Genomic DNA, 17,759 nt, shown 5'->3' on the forward strand with positions numbered 1-17,759 from the left:
ATTTGTTTAGCCTTCTATGTAAAATACAGGCATGTTTGGCTATTTAGCCCCACTTATTCTGAGCTTTGGTACCTATGTCCGCATCGTCGCTACCCACCCCGTTGCCTCGCCATCTGGCCATCCTGTTAATGATTACGGTTGGCACCATGTTTGCTGCTAACCATGTGTCGGCACGGTTAGCTTTTGATAACGGGACGGGTTTGCTGCTGGCCGTGTTAACCCGTTCGGGGTTGGCCTGTGTGATTCTGTTTACTCTGGTACTGGTGCAGAAAAAACGCCTCTGGTTGCCATCCGGAACATGGCGCTGGCAGTTGGCCGTGGGCGTGCTTATTACCATTCAAAGCCTAAGCCTCTATTCTGCCGTGGCACGGTTGCCGGTGGTGATTGCTTTACTGCTGGTGAATACCTTTCCTATTCAGTTAGCGCTGTTGAGCTGGGCATTGGGGGGGGCGCGGCCTACGCTGCGTAGCTGTATCATCATGGGAACGATATTAATCGGGCTTGTCGTGGTGCTGGATATTCCTACCTGGCTTTCCAATGCCGATGCAATGGGGCCTGAATGGGTGGCCGGGATTGGCTTTGGCTTGGTCGCCGCCTTCGTGTTCGCCTGTGCGTTATGGATTACCGAGCATCGCTTAAGTCAGGTGGGCAGCACCCTGCGAAGCCTGTTAACCATGCAAACGGTATTTTTCGCCATGATCATTGGCGGAATTTTAGGCGCGGTGCCGGGCGGGATGAGCCTACCTGAAAATAGCCAGGGCTGGCTGGGTCTGGTGTTTCTGGCGCTGCTCTATGCAGGCGGGTTTTCAACGCTGTTTATTTTCGTGCCGCGCCTGGATATGGCACGCAATGCCCCGGTGATGAATATCGAACCCGTTGCATCGTTAGTGATCGGCTATTTTGTCCTCGGGCAGATGCTTAGCCCAAGCCAGCTGGTGGGTGGAGCGGTGGTGGTGAGTGGTATTGTCGCGCTTAGTCTTTCCAAACAGCGCTAAACGTTGCGTTCTCTTTGCACATCGGCCACAATACGCAGGTGTAAGGAAACACTGTTTTTTAACTGAGGTTCAATGACTATGAAGATGACCGTATTATCACTCACCTCTGCAGCACTCCTGGTTGGCACGAGTGCATTCGCGGCATCGGCACAGGCACAGCAAGCGTTTGGTTACCCGGAAGGTTATATTGGCGGCGACGCCATGGCTTGGAGTCTGGATCCTGACCGCGGCTCCTCGCGCGATAGCGTAGGTCTACGCTTACGCGGTGGCGCTCAGTTTAACGATTATTTTGCTCTTGAAGGTCACTTGGGTACGGGCGGCTCCGATGGCGGCGCCGAACTCGATTACCTGGTAGGTGCCTACGCAAAAGGTATCGCCCCTATTGCGCCCACCGCACGTCTGTATGGCTTGGTAGGTATGACCGAGGTGGATTTTAACCTCGATCGTGAAAGCGGCTTCTCTTATGGTGCGGGCGGCGAGATTGATGTAGCCAATAACTTATCGATCAACGCTGATTACATGCGCTATCTGGATAAGTCCAACTACGATTTTGATGCTGCCAGCATTGGTTTACGCTACCGGTTCTAATAGCGCTTAACAGCGTTAATGTACTCAAGCCCCAAGGCCATTTGGTCTTGGGGCTTTTTATATCTGTAGCGTTAAGCGGCTAGCCTCTTAACAGGAAGATAGTCGCTTTATTGTTAGCTTGCTAATTGTTTGTTAGACTAAGGTATTCAACGATACCTGCGCGAGTAGACGCGCAAGCGGCCTGTCAACGGCGGCGAGAAATAGCGAGTTAATACCCCATGTCCCCTGATCAACGCTTTGCCCTCTGGGTAAAAGTGGCGCTGGCTGCTTTTGCCCTTTTATTCGCCTACTTTCTGGTGGCCGACAGCTTTATGCCCATGACACCTGAAGCGCGGGTCATGCGCCCGGTCACGCGCATTGCCCCGGAGCTTAGCGCGCCGGTCAGTGAAGTAGTGGTTCGCGATCATCAACAGGTCGCCAAGGGCGATGTGCTGTTTCGCCTCAACCCCGAACCCTTTGAGATCGCGTTAGAGCAGGCAAGGCTTGAGCGAGAGCAGGCCCAGCGCGAAAACACTCAGCTTGAAGCGGAACTTGCCGCCGCACGCGCCATGTTAGCGTCTGCCCAGGCAACCGCTGAAGAGCGTGCAGGTGAGCGCCGCCGTGGGGAAGCGCTGATCGGGCGGCAGAGTATTTCTCGGCAGCAGTACGATCAGCAGATAGCCGCCGAACATACCGCCCAGGCGGAAGTGGCATCCGCGCAGGCCAAAATCGAAAGCCTGGAAGTCCAGCTGGGCGAAGAGGGCGACACCAACCTGCGGCTGCGCCAGGCGGATATCGCGCTGGACAGAGCCCAGCTTGACGTTGCCCGCACCGAGGTACGCGCGGTAGAGACAGGCCAGGTTACCAATCTGCAGCTACGTGCGGGTGACTACGTGCAGGCGGGCCAGCCGGTCATTGCCCTGGTCAGCCAGCGTGTGGATATCATCGCCGACTTCCGCGAGAAGAGCCTGCGCCATGTGCAGCCTGGCGACGAGGCTGCCGTAGTGTTTGACGCCTGGCCTGGGCATATCTTTGAAGGCCGGGTAAGCGCCTTTGATGCTGGGGTACGCGAAGGCCAACTGGCCGCCGACGGGTAGCTGGCGGATATTCCGACGTCTGATCGCTGGGTGCGCGACGCTCAGCGCCTGCGTGTTCATATTGCCCTGAACGAGCCGTTATTGGCGCCGCCCCCCAGCGGTGCACGCGCCACAGTTCAACTGCTGCCCGGCGAGCATCTGTTGGCCCACCCGTTTGCCTGGCTACAGACGCATCTGATCAGCTGGCTACACTATGTCTATTAAGACGCGGTTTGCTAAGATCAGATTTACTAAAACCAAGCCTGCGCCGAAGGCTCACGCTCATCCTGGGCTAAACGAAAACGGCCTGCGCCAATGCCTGCGCGTAGCGGGCGGCGGCGCGCTAGGTTTCGTCGTAAGCCAGGTCATGGGCTGGAACTATGGGGTCTTCTTTACCGTATTTCCGATGTTTCTACTGGGCATGGTGCCCATTCTGAACGCCAGCATCATTCGCCAGTTTCTGGCCAACGTCTCGCTTAATGCGTTGGAAGTCAGCGTAGTGATGGGCCTGCTCAAGCACATGCCGGTGGTCATGACACTGGTAGTGCTGTGCATGTTCCTGTTTCGCTTCAACCTGATGGCCAAGGGTCCGCTGTTTTTGTTTGGCGCCAACGGCGTGCTTACCCTGAGTATCCTGCTGCATTTCGCAAGCTACCCAAGCGTCGATTTAAGCGATCTGCTTGCCTCCAACGTTGTGGCAAGCGTACTGGCCGTGTTCATCGCCATGCTGATGCATACACTGTTTCCCGACGTGGAACCCCGCGAGCCGCCGCCAAGGGCCAGCAAGCCCCAGGCGCAGATACGCCACGAGACGCTGATCGGCGGGATTACCGCCACGCTCTCGTTCATCGTGTTTCAGGTGTTTGACCTGCAAGGATCACTTTCGGCACAGATGGCGACCATTCTAGTGCTGTTTGCCATGGGCTATGCGGGGGCCCGGGTATCTGCGCGCAAGCGTGCCATCGGTACGTTGCTGGGCTGTAATCTGGCGCTGGTCATGCAGCTTTTACTGTATACCCAGAGCAATCACTTCCTGCTGGCTATCCTGCTTTACTGGCTGGGGCTCTTGCTGTTCGGCCGCGAGCATATCAAGGAAGGCGGCGGCTCGGGCATCGGGTTTGGCGGGCTTACTACGCTTGGCATTTTGTTTGGGCAGTCGCTCGGGCCTAACCAGGACCTGGTATATAGCGCGCTATACCGCTTTTCTTCGATGAGCGTGGCGCTGGTGGCAACGCTTTTGGTTATGGCATGTTTACATGCTTTGCTTAATAGCTGGGCACCCACAAAAATATCTATAACAAATTGAGGCAACTTTTTTTAAAAAGACTACTCTGATAATGCAACTGCGATGTTAAAGACAAATGAATGTCTCCTCGCACGCAGCGTATTTCCCTACTAACGGATTAGAGGTTTATGTCATGAGTGGAAAAGACGATAAAGCAAAAGGCGCAGCTAACAAGGCCGCTGGTAAAGTTAAAGAAGCCGCTGGTAAAGTGACCGGCAGCGAAAAAACCGAGGCCAAGGGCAAAACGCAGCAGGCTAAAGGCGAAGCTCAAAAAGGTAAAGGTGAGGTTAAGGAGAACCTCAAGAAAAAGTAATTTTACCGTGTTAGCATAATACGTCGACAACAGGGGCCATTGGCCCCTGTTTGTTTTTTGAACTATCTACGCGTTTAAGCTTTACGGAGAAACGAGTTCTACAGAGAAGCTCATTTCAACGCCCGCATCACCCACTTCCATCCAGTACTCCATATTCTCGAAAGTATTGCCATACTGCCTAAACAGCTCGATATCAGACTGTGATACTTCCGGTGATGGCGACTTTTCCATTATATCGGCCAGTGAACGGTAAAACTCACCCGTCAGATACCCATAGGCCAATAAGTCACGTTCGGAAACAGGAGCATCAAGCCCTTCCTGGAGAAGCGCTTGGTCGCTGATACCAGCACCCAGTACGATGGCGGTATCAGACATAGCGGCATAAATCGCCGGTGCTTCTGGCGGCAACATCATGCTTTCTATTTTCTGGGGTTCTCCGCCAGGTGCTAGCTCAAGAGCCTGTAGTTCTGGCATGAAGGTACTGATGGTGGATAACAAACCCATCGGATTTTGAGAAGCAAGAGTCAGCATGCCGGCAATGACAGGCTCGCCATTCACCATTTTTAGATTATCAAGACGCGCATGGAAACCCGAAAGCGACGGACCAATCATCATGGTAATTGGGTTGTTGATCGCCATGCTGATATCTCTCCAGGAGTTGTTCAAGTCCTGTAGCTCATCACAGCTGAAGGGGGTTTCACGCAATTCCCGTGCATATTTTTGGATGGTCTCGATAAGCACAGGAAGGTCCAAATTCAACCCAAAGTTGGCCATGCCTGCAGAACTGCCAAGCCCCGGCACCTGGGTGGTCAGGCCACGCAGGTCGCTGACAATTCCCTCATCGGTTCTCAGGATGAAATTCGTCTCCACGCGATCAGTATTATACTCGCTTATGCCCATTGCTAACCCAGGGAAACGGCCGGTGAGACGGTCAATATCGGCTTGGCAGCCAGACAGATTCAGCGGCTCTTCATCAACCGCTTCCATCAGCGCCAGCGTACCAGGATGTGTAGGTGTGCTCAGTTCATCCAGCAGGCGTGAAGAGGAGAGTAGTCCAGCACCGTAAGGTGTGAAATCATAGCGCTGTTCCAGCTCTGCCAATGCGTTGGTATCGTCAATATTGCTGTCAGGTAGTGTTTTTCCGAGCACTTGGTCTAGTAGCTCATCACTGGCATTTTCCGGTACTACCGATACGATCAGCTGCTGGTCCTTAATGACCAGAATTATCTTGAGTTGGCCTTCAGGCGTCAGAACCCAGTATTCGGTATCATTGGTAGTTGCCTTGCTCAGGGTAATATCGGCTTTCGTCAGGACGCGCTGCAGCGTGGTGCGGAAAGCTCCTTCATCCTGCAGCTCCATGCGCAAGACAGGCAAGATGCCCAACCCATAAAGCGCAGCCTGGGGACTCATTTTCATGCCGAGCGCATGGACATCTTCAATTGACTCTACACCGATCAGCTCTTCACCCAAGGCGATGGCTAGCGTCATGAATGTATATAGAACGTCATCGTCTTGAACATGAGGCAATGCAGCGCGCATTTCATCAAGGTCAGACTCAAAGGAAGTCATGGGCTGAGTGCTCTGATAGATAGCAAAGGCTTCCTGTTCCGATAGCGTTTCACGCGATGCCATGAAGTAGGGCGAATCAGCCGGAATATATTTCAGCATGGGAGCCGCATTGTTTTTCGGTGCTTCCTGATGTGAATCTGTAGCTGCTGGCTCGTTATCATCGCTGCAGCCGCTGATCAGGCCTGCACTGATCAAAGCAAGAGTAATCGCTATCGAAAGTTTGGTCTTCATCTGAAATCCGTCTTGTGTATGACAGGTTTTAATTTTAGGTTCGCCATTACGAACAGAACCCATGAAAATGAGAACCATACACGAGTGTTACTAAATTATCTTTAGGTTGAGTGTGTAAAAATATTTCTTAGCCGTAATTTTAATACTTACTTAACTAATTCATTAACCGCTGACTCAGATCATGTTGGTCGGCGTTAAGAATTAAAAAGCGTGCCGTTATTACGCTTGTTATAAGTAAACATAAAAATGGCCCTTGAGATTTTTGAATCCCAAGAGCCATATTCAAACGCTATGATGTCAATAACACCGCTATCTTATACTTCCTGGTACAGCTTGCTGCCTTCCTGGCGAAACTTCTCCGCCTGTTCCTCCATGCCGCGCTTAACTGACTCCGCGTCGCTTGCGCTGTCCGGCGTGCGGTCGCGGTAGGTATCACGGACTTCCTGGCTAATTTTCATCGAGCAGAACTTGGGCCCGCACATGGAGCAGAAGTGCGCGACCTTCGCCGAATCCTTGGGCAGGGTTTCATCGTGAAATTCACGCGCGGTGTCCGGGTCCAGCCCCAGGTTGAACTGATCTTCCCAGCGAAACTCAAAGCGCGCCTTGGAGAGCGCGTTATCGCGCCGCTGGGACGCCGGGTGGCCCTTGGCCAAGTCCGCCGCGTGGGCGGCAATCTTGTAGGTGATAATGCCGGTTTTTACATCATCCTTGTTGGGTAGGCCGAGGTGCTCTTTTGGGGTGACGTAGCAGAGCATTGCGCAGCCAAACCAGCCGATCATCGCAGCCCCAATGCCCGAGGTAATATGGTCGTAGCCCGGTGCGATATCAGTGACCAGCGGCCCAAGCGTGTAGAAGGGTGCTTCATCGCAGTACTCAAGCTGCTTATCCATGTTCTCTTTTACCAAGTGCATGGGCACATGGCCAGGGCCTTCAATCATTACCTGCACATCGTGCTTCCAGGCAATATGGGTCAGCTCGCCCAAGGTTTTCAGCTCTGCCATTTGCGCTTCGTCGTTGGCATCGGCAATCGAGCCGGGGCGCAGGCCGTCACCCAGTGAGAACGCCACATCGTACTGCTTGCAGATCTCGCAGATCTCCTCGAAGTGGGTGTAAAGAAAGCTCTCTTGATGGTGGAACAAGCACCACTTGGCCATAATCGAGCCGCCTCGGCTGACAATACCGGTTACCCGGTTAGCGGTCAGCGGCACATAGCGCAATAACACGCCCGCATGAATGGTGAAGTAATCCACGCCTTGTTCAGCCTGCTCGATCAGCGTATCGCGAAACACCTCCCAGGTCAGGTTCTCAGCCACGCCGTTAACCTTCTCCAGCGCCTGATAGATCGGCACCGTACCAATCGGCACCGGCGAATTGCGAATAATCCACTCGCGGGTTTCGTGAATGTTTTGTCCGGTGGAGAGATCCATGATGGTATCTGCGCCCCAACGGATGCCCCAGGTCATCTTGTCGACTTCCTCTTCAATCGACGAGGTGACCGCCGAGTTGCCCAGGTTACCGTTGATCTTGACCAGGAAGTTACGCCCAATAATCATCGGCTCACTTTCCGGATGGTTGATGTTGTTGGGGATAATCGCCCGGCCGCGAGCGACTTCATCGCGCACAAACTCTGGCGTAATCTCCTCCGGAATACTGGCGCCGAAGCTCTGGCCGCGATGCTGGTGGCCCAAGATTCGCTCCACCTCGGCATCGCCCAGCGCTTGGCGGCGCTGGTTCTCGCGCAGGGCGATAAATTCCATTTCCGGGGTGACGATGCCCTGGCGGGCGTAGTGCAACTGGGTGACATTCCCAGGCCGCCCGTCCTTTGTAGAGAGTGCCCGGCGCGGCGTGCGTTTTAAATCGAAGCGCAGTTGGGCAAGGGTCGGGTCGTTGGCGCGGCGCTTGCCGTACTCCGATGACAGCCCCTCCAGAAATTCGGTATCCCCGCGTTCCTCAATCCACGCCCGGCGAAGTTCTGGCAGGCCCTGGCGCAGGTCGATCTGTGCTGCGGGGTCGGTGTAGGGGCCGGAAGTGTCATACACCAGCAGCGGCGGGTTTTCCTCATCAATGCCGGTGGTCTTGGTGGGCGATAACGTGATTTCACGAAACGGCACGCGGATATCCGGGCGTGAGCCTTCAAGATACATCTTGCGCGAGCCGGGCAGCGGAGTAATAGCCGCAGCATCTACCTCGGCGGTTTCGGCAAGAAAGTGAGTCGTTTTAGCCATGAGTGTTCTCCCTATAGAGCGAGTAGGGAGGACAAGCGGGGAGAGACAGGGGCAGAACGATATTTGCCTGTAATATCTGCATGTCGCTTGATCCCTACGCTGGTCCTAACCAGATCAGGTTCAACGGGATCAGTGCTATTGAATCGGCACCATCTCAGCCGGCGTTACCGGCACCCCGTCAAGCGTTACGCACAGCCACAGGCTGCGCTAAAAGCAGTTTGGTTCAGCACTGAGATGGAATCAAGTCATTTAGTGCGGGCTAATTTTATGAGTAGCTTTGTCGCTTTTAGACGAAAGTACGGTTTAAAGTAGGTCAGCGAACTGAGTAGACGGAAACCGATGACTAGCGATTTTGCCATTGTGGGATGGGGTAGTTACCGACCCAAATATCAACTTACCTCCCTTACCCTTGATCATGAGCAGGGCTTTGCTCCCGGCTGGACCGAGCGCCAGTTTGGCATTGCTGTTCGCCACGTCGCTGGCAGTGATGAAACTACCTCTATGATGGCAGCCAGCGCAGCCCGAGAGGCACTGGCTAAGGCAGGGTGGGGTGAAAAGCTGCCTGATGTGATCATCGGCGGGTGTGGTGTGATGGAGCAGCCCATTCCCTCTACGGCCGCTCTGGTGCAGTATCATCTTGGTCTTGGGTACTCTGGCGTACCCAGTTTCGATGTCAATCAGACCTGCCTCTCCTTTATAGCCGCGCTGGACGTGGCTGCTATGGGCATTGCCTGTGGGCGCTGGAAGCGGATACTCCTGTTCGCCAGCGATATCGCCTCGGCGGGGTTAAACCCCAATGATCCCAAAACGCGCGCTATTTTTGGCGATGGCGCAGCGGCGTTGGCGATCGAAGCAAGCGACGATCAGCAGCAGGGGCTATATGGAAGTGCATCGGTCACCTATGGGGCACACCATGGCCTTGCCCAGCTACGCGCGGGCGGCACCAGGCTGCGCATCGAAGAGGGCTTCGAGGCGTTGAAGGAAGGTGCTTACTTCAAAATGGATGCCTTCGGAATTTTCAAGGCATCTGCCAAGACGCTACCTGGCGTCATCGATAAAGCCCTGGCGCAGGCTAATATCACCCGCGACGAGCTGAGCTGTGTGGTCTGCCATCAAGCTAGCGCGCCGGGCGTCGAGCATGTGCGGCGGCTATTTGCACCGCGCAGTGAGCGTGTGATCAATATCTTTGCCACCACCGGCAACCAGATTGCTGCCTCTATTCCCACTGTGCTTGCGCATGCGCTGACCACTGGTGCGGTCAAGCGGGGTGATTATCTTTTACTGCTGGGCACGGCGGCAGGCATAAGCGCCAGCGCTATGGTGCTGCGCGTATGAGTCGGCGTCTCTTGATCACTGGAGCCACTGGTGGGCTTGGCATGGCATTGGCCCGTGAGGCGCTATTGCGCGGGCACGAAGTTCGCGCAACCGGGCGCTCACACGCCGCAGGCGAGGTATTGACGGCACTTGGGGCTGAGTTTATCGCGGCGGATTTGACACACCCGCAAACCGATCTGGCGCAGTTTGTGGCAGGCATGGATAGCATCGTTCATGCCGCTGCCTTGTCAGCCAGCTGGGGGCCGAAAAAAGCCTTTGAGCGCCACAACGTGACAATGACCGAACAGTTACTCAACGCTGCGGCGCAGAGCGGCGCGTTACGCTTTGTGCTGGTCTCTTCGCCGTCGATTTTTGCCGCCTACCGCGACCGCCTTCTGATTGACGAGCAGAGCCAGCCCGCGAAGCCGCCACTCAATCACTACGCGCGCACCAAACTTGCCGCCGAACGGCTCGTTCTGGCGCCGCGGCGCGACGCTCTGCATTGTTGTGCCATTCGCCCCCGCGCGTTGGTCGGCCCAGGGGATCGCGTGATTCTCCCCAAACTTGCCGAACTGGCCGGGCGCTCGCGAGTGCCGCTACCCAGAGGAGGGCGAGCGCTGATCGAGCTGACCGACCTGCGCGATGCGGCATGGGCAATTTGTGAAGCCGAAGCCCGCACGCCACAACTTGCCGGGCAGGCGATCAATATTTCCGGTGGCCAGCCCGTTACGGTGCATGACGTGGCTTATCGGCTGGCCAGGGCACTGGGCAAATCCCCACGGTTCATTTCATTACCGGTAGGGCTAGCCCGTACGATGGCCGTGCTTCAGGAGCAGTGGGGAATGCTGACCCGCGCCGAACACGAACCGATGTTGACTCGCTACAAGTTGGCCACCCTTGCCTATTCGCAAACCTTTGACCTGGCGCCCGCCCGACACCTGTTGGGCTATCAGCCACGCTTTGATGCCATGGCCACATTGCTGGCGCAAGCGCAGCAGCTAGCTTTGCAGGAGGCTTCATGATTCGCGTTGGTTTTCGGTGGCTGGCGCGTGGCCTTTGCCGCCACCCCGAAGCCGCAACGCTCTCCGGCGGGCGTTTCAACCCGGTGGATTTTCCCGCGCTAGTAGGCGTGATTGAACATCCCACCCGCGGGTTGTTGCTGTTCGATACCGGCTACGACCCTGCATTTCTGGAGGCGACGACCCCTTTCCCGGAACGCTTCTACCGCTGGGCGACGCCAGTTGAGGTGGGCGCGGAACACGCCTGGCATACCTGGCTTGCCGCCCATGGCATCAACGATAGCGATATTACTGCGACCATTATTTCGCACTTTCACGGCGACCACGTTGCCGGCATGCGCCACTTGGCCGAGCGGCCCATCTACTGCGCCCGCGCTGGATTGACCGAGCTGCGCGCGCCCGGGCGTTTCAAACGGGTGCGTCAGGGGTTGCTTCCCGCGCTGGTGCCTCAGGCCGCTGATGCCAACGCCCGTTTTTTTGAAGAAGCCCCCGCGGTCACGCTGCCCAGTGGCTTTGCACCCTTCAGTGAGGGGCGCGATATTCTTGGCGATGGAAGCCTGTTGGCCGTCGAGCTGCCTGGGCACTGTGTGGGGCATTGGGGGCTGGCGCTGCGCACCACGCAGGATCAGCTCATACTGCTAGCCGCCGATGCCGTGTGGCTCGGCAAGTCGATTCATGAGCGCCGCCCGCCGCCACGGCTGACCACCGCGCTGTTGGGGAACACTCGCTGCTATCGGGCTACCCTTGCCAAGCTATGCGCTGCCGCCGAGCACAACACTGAACTTACCATTCTGCCCTCGCATTGTGCCGAGAGTGCGCAACGCTTTCGAGAGTCCCATGCGCGTTGACCAACTGGCTGCCGCCTGGATGCGCACCCGCCGGGCACTGCGTTTTTCGTCTAGCCAGCTGGAGGCGCGGCGTGCTCGCCAATGGAGGCAACTACAGCCGGTGCTGGCGCGCACTCCTGCGCTGGCGGCGGTTGCCTGGGGGCCGTGGGAAGCGGTCCCGATTACCGAAATAGCCGCTCTGCGCGCTGACTACGGCGCCTGGAACAGTCTTGGCCTGAGCACGAAAACGCTGCATGCCATGGCGGATGCCGCCGAGCAGGGCCTGGCAACGGGGTCGCTTTCAGCCGGCTGGTCGACCGGTAGCAGCGGTGCTGCCCGCGGGCTCTTTTTGGCCACTTCCAAAGAGCGTGCCGACTATTTGGGCCAGAGCCTGGCGCGGCTGCTGCCCGCTCGCGCGCTGCTGGCCCGCCAGCGGTTGGCCCTGCATCTGCGCGCCAGCAACGCTCTCTACAGTGATGTTCAGCGCAAGCGCTTCGTCTTTGGTCATTTCCCATTGAACGACTCAAACGAGCAGACGCGCAGCGCGCTGGAGGCGTTTGCACCCACGATTTTGATTGCGCCGCCTCATCGCCTGGCCGCACTGGCAGAGGCGGGCATGAACCTGCCGACATTGCGCCATCTGTTTGTGGGCAGCGAGCCAATGGGAGAGGCCGAACGCGACGCCATCACCACGCGGCTGGGGTGTGCATCGCGATCGATCTATCAAGCCACCGAAGGTTTTTTGGGTGCCGAGTGTGCCCATGGTCATCTGCATCTCAATGATCATTCGCTGATCATCGAGCTTGAACCGGTGCCCGGCACGCCGGGCTATCGGCCGATCATTACCGATCTGCGCCGGGTCAGTCAGCCCATTGTGCGTGTACGCGGCGATGACTATATAGAGCTTGGCGCCTCCTCCTGCCCCTGCGGATTTGCCGGACGCATCATTTACCCGCCCCAAGGGCGAGTGAGCGACGTATGGCGCTTCGCCCAATGCACCGTAACGCCGCCTCAGGTAGTCGCCGCAATGGAGAGTGCACTGGGTGGTGATGCACTCTGGCAGGCGGAGGCCCGGTTTGAGCGCGTGGTGTTGCATCTCTCGCCCCACTGCCTGGCCCGCGACGCCGAGCGTGCCAGCGCCACGCTTATCAGTAAGTGCCAATTGCCGGTGCCGGTTGAAGTGGTGCGTGACCTGACGGGCTGGCAAGGCCCCAAACGTCGCCGCGTAGTCAGCCATCATGGCTAGGCAGGTGTTGATTACCGGCGCGCGCTCGGTGGCGGCGCTTGAGCTTGCTCGTGATTTTTCCGCTGCTGGCTGGGAGGTGCACCTGGCGGACAGCGCCGCCGCGCGAATGGCACGCTGTTCGACGCTGCCCGTCCGGCTACATCGTCATCCCGCGCCTCGGCAGCAGGGCGGTGCGTTTCGTCAGTGGGTGAGGGCGCTGGTCGAGGAGTACCGTATTGAGCTGGTGATACCCACTTGCGAAGAGGTGTTCCATTTAGCGGCGCCCAGTTTGCATGACTGGCTGGGCGACCGACTAATGGCGCCTTCGCTCGAGACATTACGCACGCTTCACGACAAGCTCTGCTTCGCACGCCACTGCCAGCAAGCGGGGTTGCCGGTACCCGAAAGCCAGCCCATAGAGAGCGCCGACCAGCTCGCGACGTATCGCACGACCTGCCACGAATGGGTGTTTAAACCACGCTTTAGCCGCTTTGGTGATCGAGCGTTGATTGCCCCGAAGGCGGCTCGCTTTGCCCAGTTGTGCCTGGACCCCGCACAGCCTTGGATGGCTCAGGCGTATATCCATGGCGAAGAGGCCTGCTTTTACGCCGTTGCCCATCATGGCCAACTCACAGCGTTCAGTGCTTACTGCTCGCGCTGGCGAATGGCGGGCGGCGCCAGCTATGCGTTTGAGCCGCTAGACGCATCGCGCCATGCCAAGCTTCACACGCTGGCCATCCAGTTGGCGGCCAGCGCCAGGCTGCACGGTCAGTTCGCCTGCGATGCCATCTTTGATGTCAACGAGAGGCCCTTTCTACTTGAATGCAACCCGCGGGCAACCAGCGGTGTACACCTGCTTGGCGGCGCAGGGCACCTTGCCCGGGCGATGGGCGATGGTATACCGGCCCCCGATACGCCGCCCACCATACGCTACCTGGGCCCGGCCATGTGGCTGTTGGGCTTGCCTACGGCGCTCCGCCATGCCCGTTTGGCCCGTTGGTGGCGCTGCCTGCGGGCAGGCCGGGATGCGGTCTCTTCCCCAGGTGACCGCTGGGTACTGGTCGGTGCCCTGGCCGACGCGGCAGGCTTCGCGCTTAACGGCCTTCTTCACCAACACTCTACCAACGCCGCCACCACTCATGATCTGGAATGGAACGGCGAGGAGCTGCCCTGATGAGCTTTCCCCAAGCGGTGCTGGATGCGTGGCATCTGGTAGCCTTGTCTCGTGATATGCCGCGCGGAAAAGCGCGCAAGGTAATGTGCTGCGATACGCCCATCGCTCTTTTTCGGACTGACGAGGGCGTTGGGGCGTTAGTGGACCGCTGCCCTCATCGCAACTACCCGCTATCCGAAGGGCGTGTGATGAATGGCACACTGGAATGCCCTTACCACGGCTGGCGTTTTGCTCGCGATGGACGTTGCGCCGAGGTGCCGGGATGTCAGGTCGAAACCGCCTGCGATGCGCGCCTGGCGGCAACGCCATTGCGGGTACTGGAGCGTCATGGAGGGATTTTTGTCGCGCTCTCGGATGCCGCGCCCGCTGAACCAGCATTCCCACCGGATCTAGGCAATCCGGCGCTGGATCACTTCTGGTGGCAGCAGGGCACTTGGCGGGGGCGCGCCTTCGATGCCATCGAAAACGTGATGGACCCCTTCCATACCAATCACCTGCATCACGGCTTTATCCGTCGCCGTGATAAGCGTTTGCCCGTGGAACTCATTGTTACCAGCCATGGCAACGGAATAGATATGAAAATTGAGCAGACCCAGCCTGATACGGGCCTGATGTCACGGTTTCTCGAGCGCGACCGCTCGCACAGCGTCTCGCGCTACTACCCGCCCACCACGGTGCAGGCGCGCTGGGAAGGTGATACGCAACTGACGCTCTGCGTCACGGCGATTTTTACGCCGGCAACCAAGGACACCTTTACGCCCTTTGCCTGTTTTTCAACGCCTAACGGAATGGCGCCTGGCTGGCTCAAACAGGCTGCCATTCGTCTGTTTCTGGCCCCAGTCGTTGCCCAGGACCGCAAAGCCCTGGAACGTCAGCACGAGGTGATGAGTCACTTTGGTCAGCCAAAATTCATCTCAGGCCCAGGCGATATCCTGAAAACTCGCTTGCACCACCTCTGGATGGGCGAGACGCTGCCCAAAGGGGAAGACCCGGCCGTGAAGGTAATGCTTTAAAGAGGGCACGCGTTGCGACTATTCGGCCAGCGTCAGCCCCATTTGCCAGAAGTCGATTTCCAGACGGGTTGCATCGCGGAAAATTTTGCTGAGCTCATTAAAGCGAGCAGGGGTGACGTCGGCCAAGCGTGCGTCCAGCCATTCAAGCTCGGCGCGCATTGCGTCTTGAAACTCCTCGCCTTCGTACATGGCAATCCAGGCGTCATACGCGTTATCCCCACCGCGCACCGTAGTGCCCTGGGCGTTGAGCCAGTTGGCAATTTCACCGTAACCCACCAGGCAAGGCGCAAGCGCCACGTGTAGGTCGAGCAGATCACCACGATTGCCGGTATCCAGCACGTAGCGGGTATAGGCCAGGGTCGCCCGCGCTTCGGGCAGCTCGGCAAGCTCCTCTTCCGAAATACCCCATTCGCGGCAAAAGCCGAGATGCAGCCCAAGCTCCACATCCACGATGGCTTTCATACCTTCATGAGCCTGGCGCAAGTCGGCAAGGGTGGGGCTTTTATAAGCGGCCAAGGCATAGGCACGGGCGAAATGAATCAAAAACAGGTAATCCTGCTTCAGGTAGTGGCGAAATGACGCTTCAGGCAGCGTAGCGTTGCCAAGCTTTTGCACGAAGTCGTGCTCGATATAAGCGCGCCAGTCGTCCTGGCAAGCGGTGGTGAGATCGGTAAAGCAGTAACCCATACATCCTCCAGAGTAGTGATCCGAAGGGCAGGCGAAAAGATCGAGGAAATGGCGCGGAGGGTGGCTTGCGATCATGAGAGAGCTAGCCGGCGCCATCGCTTGATCCCTACGCCGGTACCCGCGCTGCAAACTTATGTAAGCAACAGCGCATTAGCCGGATCAGGTTCAGCGGGACCAGCGCTTGGCGCTCTAAAAGAGCATGCCCTACGCCATCTCAGCCGGATTCACCGGCACCCCGTCAAGCAGTATCCAGCGCAGTGTAGGAGGCGAGTGGGGGAGATGCAAGAGAGCGGAGGAGGGTGCTACGTGTTAATTTGAATTGATTATGTCTATCAACACTCATCATTAAAGCATAATGCAATCAGGAAGTACCGCCATTGACTACTGATAACAAGACGGGTTGGGAAGCCTTCTATTGCGCCAATCAGATGCGAGCCACCTCGCCGCTATTACGACGCGCTTTGGGGGAGGAATGCTTACCCAAAGGCAACGGCCATGCTATCGATTTAGGCTGCGGAGGCGGCATCGAAACCGCGCTACTGCTGAAGTCGGGTTGGAAGGTGTTGGCTATCGACAAAGAGCCCAACGCCATTGCGCGAGTTGAAACACTGAAAGCTGAATTACCCAGCCCTGATCCATGCGGGGCTAAGCCTACCGTTCTGCGAGCCTACGCATTTTCCCGCGTTATGGAACATGATCCTTTCAGCGCTTGAGCCGGGAGGCTTATTTATCGGGCACCTCTTCGGTAACCGGCACGAGTGGGCCAAGCATTCAACAATGAGCTTTCATTCGACACAAGAAGTAGAAGCCCTTTGCAACGGTTTGGAGGTCGAGCTTTTTCGCGAAAGCGAAGGTGAGGGCGGGCTGGTAACGCACCACTGGCATCGGTTTGATCTGATTTTGCGAAAGCCAATGGTTTAATTGAATCGCCTTATTGAATGTGGGGGTTGCCACGTGCCTTAATTGCTTAATATCCCAAGCATTACCTCACTTCAGCGCCCGTCATCGCGGCATGGAGCCCTATTCCCTGAAAGCGAATGAAGAAGCGAATCCAATAGCAATATGTCTTCTCAGTACGAAGGCTATAGCGTTTTACCCGCAAGGTTGCCTGAACCCTATCCATTGGCTTCATGGGGTATCCCTTTGTATTAATCTTTATATGTGTTTATGCACAGTATTATTGAGAATGACAAATCGTGCCAGCATGCGAATTTTGGATAGGAAGCCAAAATTTACTTTGCTAGCAATAGAATCAATGAGGTAGATTTGATCAGAGCGGCTAGATAACCTCAATGAACGCGCTGACGCGTTCATTGAGGTTATGCCGCTGGCTATATAATCACTGTTAGGCGCTAATCAAAAAAGGAGTTTCTATGTATTTTGACTATCTCGAAGAGCGAGAAAAGAATGGATCTTTCTATATCGTCGCCGTTGATACACAAAGCAAAAAAGCATACATAATCAATAACACCGCAATCATCCAAACCACCGAGAGTAGCGATGGTTTCAAGCTAGCAATATCTGTTAATCCTGACAGGTATGTATATAGAGAAAAGCTCCAATCAAAAAAAGAAATGGAAGATCGGACAAATGAAATGAGCAAGCTAATAATGAGCGCAGACTTTAAAACAAATAGCATTCACCGCGCCTAACAAATGGTTCAAATCGCCCGTTTCCCTCACTGGGACGGACTAAAGCCAGCCCCTTAATCAAACGTTAGAGCTTTTTATGATTATTGAGCTAAATTTAAACACTGAAAATCAGAATCATCAGGGTTTACTTTCTTCGTTGGTCGAAAACTCTGAGGAATCAGTCCTCTGCTCTGGCTGGTTGAAGATTGAGGGTGTGAGGCGTCTGGAGCCTTCTATCCGGAAGGCCGTCAGCAAAAAGTTTTCAGTATCTATTATCTCTAATGTTGCTCACACACAAAAACGTGCGGCGAAACTGATCAAAAAATGGCCATCCGTTCAGCATTTTATGACGAAGCAAAATGCCAGAACATTGCATTCAAAAATCTACTATTTCCGTACTGGAAAGAAGTTTACTGCTATCGTCGGGTCAGCGAACATCACGGAGGGCGGCTTGGTGTCGAGTGACGAAGCTAGCCTTAAGATTTCAGGCACTGTTGAAGATGATTTTCATTCAGAGATTAAGACTTACCTAGATAATTTGGCGAGCCAACTACAATAAGGCTCTAACCAATCACGCAAGGCGGACGCGCGGGGCGTGCCGCTTCGGT

General features: G+C 56.2%; 18 protein-coding genes, 1 pseudogene and 2 riboswitches. Of the genes and pseudogenes, 15 read left to right on the forward strand and 4 right to left on the reverse strand.

Annotated features, from left to right (window positions below):
* Positions 1 to 74: 74 nt before the first annotated feature.
* The 5 genes and pseudogenes from ACT3XD_RS11400 (at position 75) to ACT3XD_RS11420 (ending at position 4,236) form a co-directional block, all read left to right on the forward strand.
* Complete coding sequence (locus ACT3XD_RS11400) at positions 75 to 995, forward strand: EamA family transporter (protein WP_192538041.1); 921 nt, start codon at positions 75 to 77, stop codon at positions 993 to 995.
* A 78-nt stretch (positions 996 to 1,073) separates the two neighbouring features.
* Positions 1,074 to 1,583, forward strand: coding sequence for a porin family protein (locus ACT3XD_RS11405; protein ID WP_018919026.1), 510 nt, complete (start codon positions 1,074 to 1,076; stop codon positions 1,581 to 1,583).
* A gap of 218 nt (positions 1,584 to 1,801) precedes the next feature.
* Positions 1,802 to 2,863 (forward strand): annotated as a pseudogene (locus tag ACT3XD_RS11410) (HlyD family secretion protein).
* On the forward strand, positions 2,853 to 3,944 hold the full coding sequence (locus ACT3XD_RS11415) for a DUF2955 domain-containing protein (protein ID WP_192538042.1): 1,092 nt from the start codon (positions 2,853 to 2,855) through the stop codon (positions 3,942 to 3,944). Before ACT3XD_RS11410 ends, ACT3XD_RS11415 begins: the two are co-directional and overlap by 11 nt.
* A 112-nt stretch (positions 3,945 to 4,056) precedes the next feature.
* Positions 4,057 to 4,236 (forward strand): CsbD family protein, encoded by a 180-nt coding sequence (locus tag ACT3XD_RS11420; protein ID WP_192538043.1) that lies wholly within the window; start codon positions 4,057 to 4,059, stop codon positions 4,234 to 4,236.
* Positions 4,237 to 4,317: 81 nt separating this feature from the next.
* Here ACT3XD_RS11420 and ACT3XD_RS11425 read toward each other — a convergent pair whose 3' ends face one another.
* Together ACT3XD_RS11425 and thiC are read right to left on the reverse strand one after the other, a co-directional pair.
* Positions 4,318 to 6,036: a hypothetical protein gene (locus ACT3XD_RS11425; RefSeq protein ID WP_192538044.1), complete on the reverse strand. Its 1,719-nt coding sequence runs from the start codon at positions 6,034 to 6,036 to the stop codon at positions 4,318 to 4,320.
* Between the two features lie 314 nt (positions 6,037 to 6,350).
* Positions 6,351 to 8,261 carry a phosphomethylpyrimidine synthase ThiC gene (gene thiC, locus ACT3XD_RS11430; protein ID WP_192538045.1) on the reverse strand — a complete coding sequence of 637 codons (1,911 nt, stop codon included), beginning with the start codon at positions 8,259 to 8,261 and terminating at the stop codon, positions 6,351 to 6,353.
* A gap of 74 nt (positions 8,262 to 8,335) precedes the next feature.
* Positions 8,336 to 8,449, reverse strand: a riboswitch (TPP riboswitch).
* Positions 8,450 to 8,600: 151 nt separating this feature from the next.
* Between thiC and ACT3XD_RS11435 the strand changes: the two genes are divergently transcribed.
* Genes ACT3XD_RS11435 through ACT3XD_RS11460 form a run of 6 tightly spaced genes read left to right on the forward strand, consistent with a single transcriptional unit; the run spans position 8,601 to position 14,833 of the window.
* The gene (locus ACT3XD_RS11435) at positions 8,601 to 9,596 is read left to right on the forward strand and encodes a 3-oxoacyl-[acyl-carrier-protein] synthase III C-terminal domain-containing protein (RefSeq protein WP_192538046.1); all 996 of its coding nucleotides are present in this window, start codon (positions 8,601 to 8,603) and stop codon (positions 9,594 to 9,596) included.
* Positions 9,593 to 10,597, forward strand: a complete 1,005-nt coding sequence (locus ACT3XD_RS11440; protein WP_192538047.1) for an NAD-dependent epimerase/dehydratase family protein — start codon at positions 9,593 to 9,595, stop codon at positions 10,595 to 10,597. Before ACT3XD_RS11435 ends, ACT3XD_RS11440 begins: the two co-directional genes overlap by 4 nt.
* Positions 10,594 to 11,442, forward strand: a complete 849-nt coding sequence (locus tag ACT3XD_RS11445) for an MBL fold metallo-hydrolase (protein WP_192538048.1) — start codon at positions 10,594 to 10,596, stop codon at positions 11,440 to 11,442. Before ACT3XD_RS11440 ends, ACT3XD_RS11445 begins: the two co-directional genes overlap by 4 nt.
* The gene (locus ACT3XD_RS11450; protein ID WP_192538049.1) at positions 11,432 to 12,667 is read left to right on the forward strand and encodes a cell division protein FtsA; all 1,236 of its coding nucleotides are present in this window, start codon (positions 11,432 to 11,434) and stop codon (positions 12,665 to 12,667) included. Before ACT3XD_RS11445 ends, ACT3XD_RS11450 begins: the two co-directional genes overlap by 11 nt.
* Positions 12,660 to 13,820, forward strand: a complete 1,161-nt coding sequence (locus ACT3XD_RS11455; RefSeq protein ID WP_192538050.1) for an ATP-grasp domain-containing protein — start codon at positions 12,660 to 12,662, stop codon at positions 13,818 to 13,820. Before ACT3XD_RS11450 ends, ACT3XD_RS11455 begins: the two co-directional genes overlap by 8 nt.
* The gene (locus ACT3XD_RS11460; protein ID WP_192538051.1) at positions 13,820 to 14,833 is read left to right on the forward strand and encodes an aromatic ring-hydroxylating oxygenase subunit alpha; all 1,014 of its coding nucleotides are present in this window, start codon (positions 13,820 to 13,822) and stop codon (positions 14,831 to 14,833) included. Before ACT3XD_RS11455 ends, ACT3XD_RS11460 begins: the two co-directional genes overlap by 1 nt.
* Before the next feature lie 18 nt (positions 14,834 to 14,851).
* Here ACT3XD_RS11460 and tenA read toward each other — a convergent pair whose 3' ends face one another.
* On the reverse strand, positions 14,852 to 15,520 hold the full coding sequence (gene tenA / locus ACT3XD_RS11465; RefSeq protein ID WP_192538058.1) for a thiaminase II: 669 nt from the start codon (positions 15,518 to 15,520) through the stop codon (positions 14,852 to 14,854).
* A gap of 86 nt (positions 15,521 to 15,606) precedes the next feature.
* Positions 15,607 to 15,768, reverse strand: a riboswitch (TPP riboswitch).
* A gap of 129 nt (positions 15,769 to 15,897) precedes the next feature.
* Between tenA and ACT3XD_RS11470 the strand changes: the two genes are divergently transcribed.
* Both ACT3XD_RS11470 and ACT3XD_RS11475 read left to right on the forward strand, forming a co-directional pair.
* Positions 15,898 to 16,233 carry a methyltransferase domain-containing protein gene (locus tag ACT3XD_RS11470; protein WP_225736143.1) on the forward strand — a complete coding sequence of 112 codons (336 nt, stop codon included), beginning with the start codon at positions 15,898 to 15,900 and terminating at the stop codon, positions 16,231 to 16,233.
* Between the two features lie 64 nt (positions 16,234 to 16,297).
* On the forward strand, positions 16,298 to 16,441 hold the full coding sequence (locus ACT3XD_RS11475) for a hypothetical protein (RefSeq protein ID WP_225736144.1): 144 nt from the start codon (positions 16,298 to 16,300) through the stop codon (positions 16,439 to 16,441).
* Positions 16,442 to 16,502: 61 nt separating this feature from the next.
* On the opposite strand, the gene ACT3XD_RS11480 is transcribed toward ACT3XD_RS11475, so the two are convergent.
* Positions 16,503 to 16,652 (reverse strand): phage integrase N-terminal SAM-like domain-containing protein, encoded by a 150-nt coding sequence (locus tag ACT3XD_RS11480; RefSeq protein ID WP_192538052.1) that lies wholly within the window; start codon positions 16,650 to 16,652, stop codon positions 16,503 to 16,505.
* A 241-nt stretch (positions 16,653 to 16,893) separates the two neighbouring features.
* Here ACT3XD_RS11480 and ACT3XD_RS11485 point away from each other — a divergent pair, with 241 nt between their 5' ends.
* On the forward strand, positions 16,894 to 17,172 hold the full coding sequence (locus ACT3XD_RS11485) for a hypothetical protein (protein ID WP_192538053.1): 279 nt from the start codon (positions 16,894 to 16,896) through the stop codon (positions 17,170 to 17,172).
* 76 nt (positions 17,173 to 17,248) lie between these two features.
* Complete coding sequence (locus ACT3XD_RS11490; RefSeq protein ID WP_192538054.1) at positions 17,249 to 17,710, forward strand: phospholipase D-like domain-containing protein; 462 nt, start codon at positions 17,249 to 17,251, stop codon at positions 17,708 to 17,710.
* Positions 17,711 to 17,759 lie beyond the last annotated feature (49 nt).

This window comes from Halomonas sp. AOP7-B1-5 (assembly GCF_052353045.1).
GTDB classification, from domain to species: Bacteria; Pseudomonadota; Gammaproteobacteria; order Pseudomonadales; family Halomonadaceae; genus Vreelandella; species Vreelandella colorata.

Bases quoted from the DNA above. Each gene is read 5' to 3' on its own strand.
- ACT3XD_RS11445 (WP_192538048.1), top strand. From the start codon at position 10,594: ATGATTCGCGTTGGTTTTCGGTGGCTGGCGCGTGGCCTTTGCCGCCAC.
- ACT3XD_RS11490 (WP_192538054.1), top strand. From the start codon at position 17,249: ATGATTATTGAGCTAAATTTAAACACTGAAAATCAGAATCATCAGGGT.
- ACT3XD_RS11455 (WP_192538050.1), top strand. From the start codon at position 12,660: ATGGCTAGGCAGGTGTTGATTACCGGCGCGCGCTCGGTGGCGGCGCTT.
- ACT3XD_RS11425 (WP_192538044.1), bottom strand. From the start codon at position 6,036: ATGAAGACCAAACTTTCGATAGCGATTACTCTTGCTTTGATCAGTGCA.
- ACT3XD_RS11440 (WP_192538047.1), top strand. From the start codon at position 9,593: ATGAGTCGGCGTCTCTTGATCACTGGAGCCACTGGTGGGCTTGGCATG.
- ACT3XD_RS11400 (WP_192538041.1), top strand. From the start codon at position 75: ATGTCCGCATCGTCGCTACCCACCCCGTTGCCTCGCCATCTGGCCATC.
- ACT3XD_RS11475 (WP_225736144.1), top strand. From the start codon at position 16,298: ATGAGCTTTCATTCGACACAAGAAGTAGAAGCCCTTTGCAACGGTTTG.
- thiC (WP_192538045.1), bottom strand. From the start codon at position 8,261: ATGGCTAAAACGACTCACTTTCTTGCCGAAACCGCCGAGGTAGATGCT.
- ACT3XD_RS11415 (WP_192538042.1), top strand. From the start codon at position 2,853: ATGTCTATTAAGACGCGGTTTGCTAAGATCAGATTTACTAAAACCAAG.
- ACT3XD_RS11480 (WP_192538052.1), bottom strand. From the start codon at position 16,652: ATGAAGCCAATGGATAGGGTTCAGGCAACCTTGCGGGTAAAACGCTAT.
- ACT3XD_RS11435 (WP_192538046.1), top strand. From the start codon at position 8,601: ATGACTAGCGATTTTGCCATTGTGGGATGGGGTAGTTACCGACCCAAA.
- ACT3XD_RS11460 (WP_192538051.1), top strand. From the start codon at position 13,820: ATGAGCTTTCCCCAAGCGGTGCTGGATGCGTGGCATCTGGTAGCCTTG.
- tenA (WP_192538058.1), bottom strand. From the start codon at position 15,520: ATGGGTTACTGCTTTACCGATCTCACCACCGCTTGCCAGGACGACTGG.
- ACT3XD_RS11405 (WP_018919026.1), top strand. From the start codon at position 1,074: ATGAAGATGACCGTATTATCACTCACCTCTGCAGCACTCCTGGTTGGC.
- ACT3XD_RS11420 (WP_192538043.1), top strand. From the start codon at position 4,057: ATGAGTGGAAAAGACGATAAAGCAAAAGGCGCAGCTAACAAGGCCGCT.
- ACT3XD_RS11450 (WP_192538049.1), top strand. From the start codon at position 11,432: ATGCGCGTTGACCAACTGGCTGCCGCCTGGATGCGCACCCGCCGGGCA.
- ACT3XD_RS11485 (WP_192538053.1), top strand. From the start codon at position 16,894: ATGTATTTTGACTATCTCGAAGAGCGAGAAAAGAATGGATCTTTCTAT.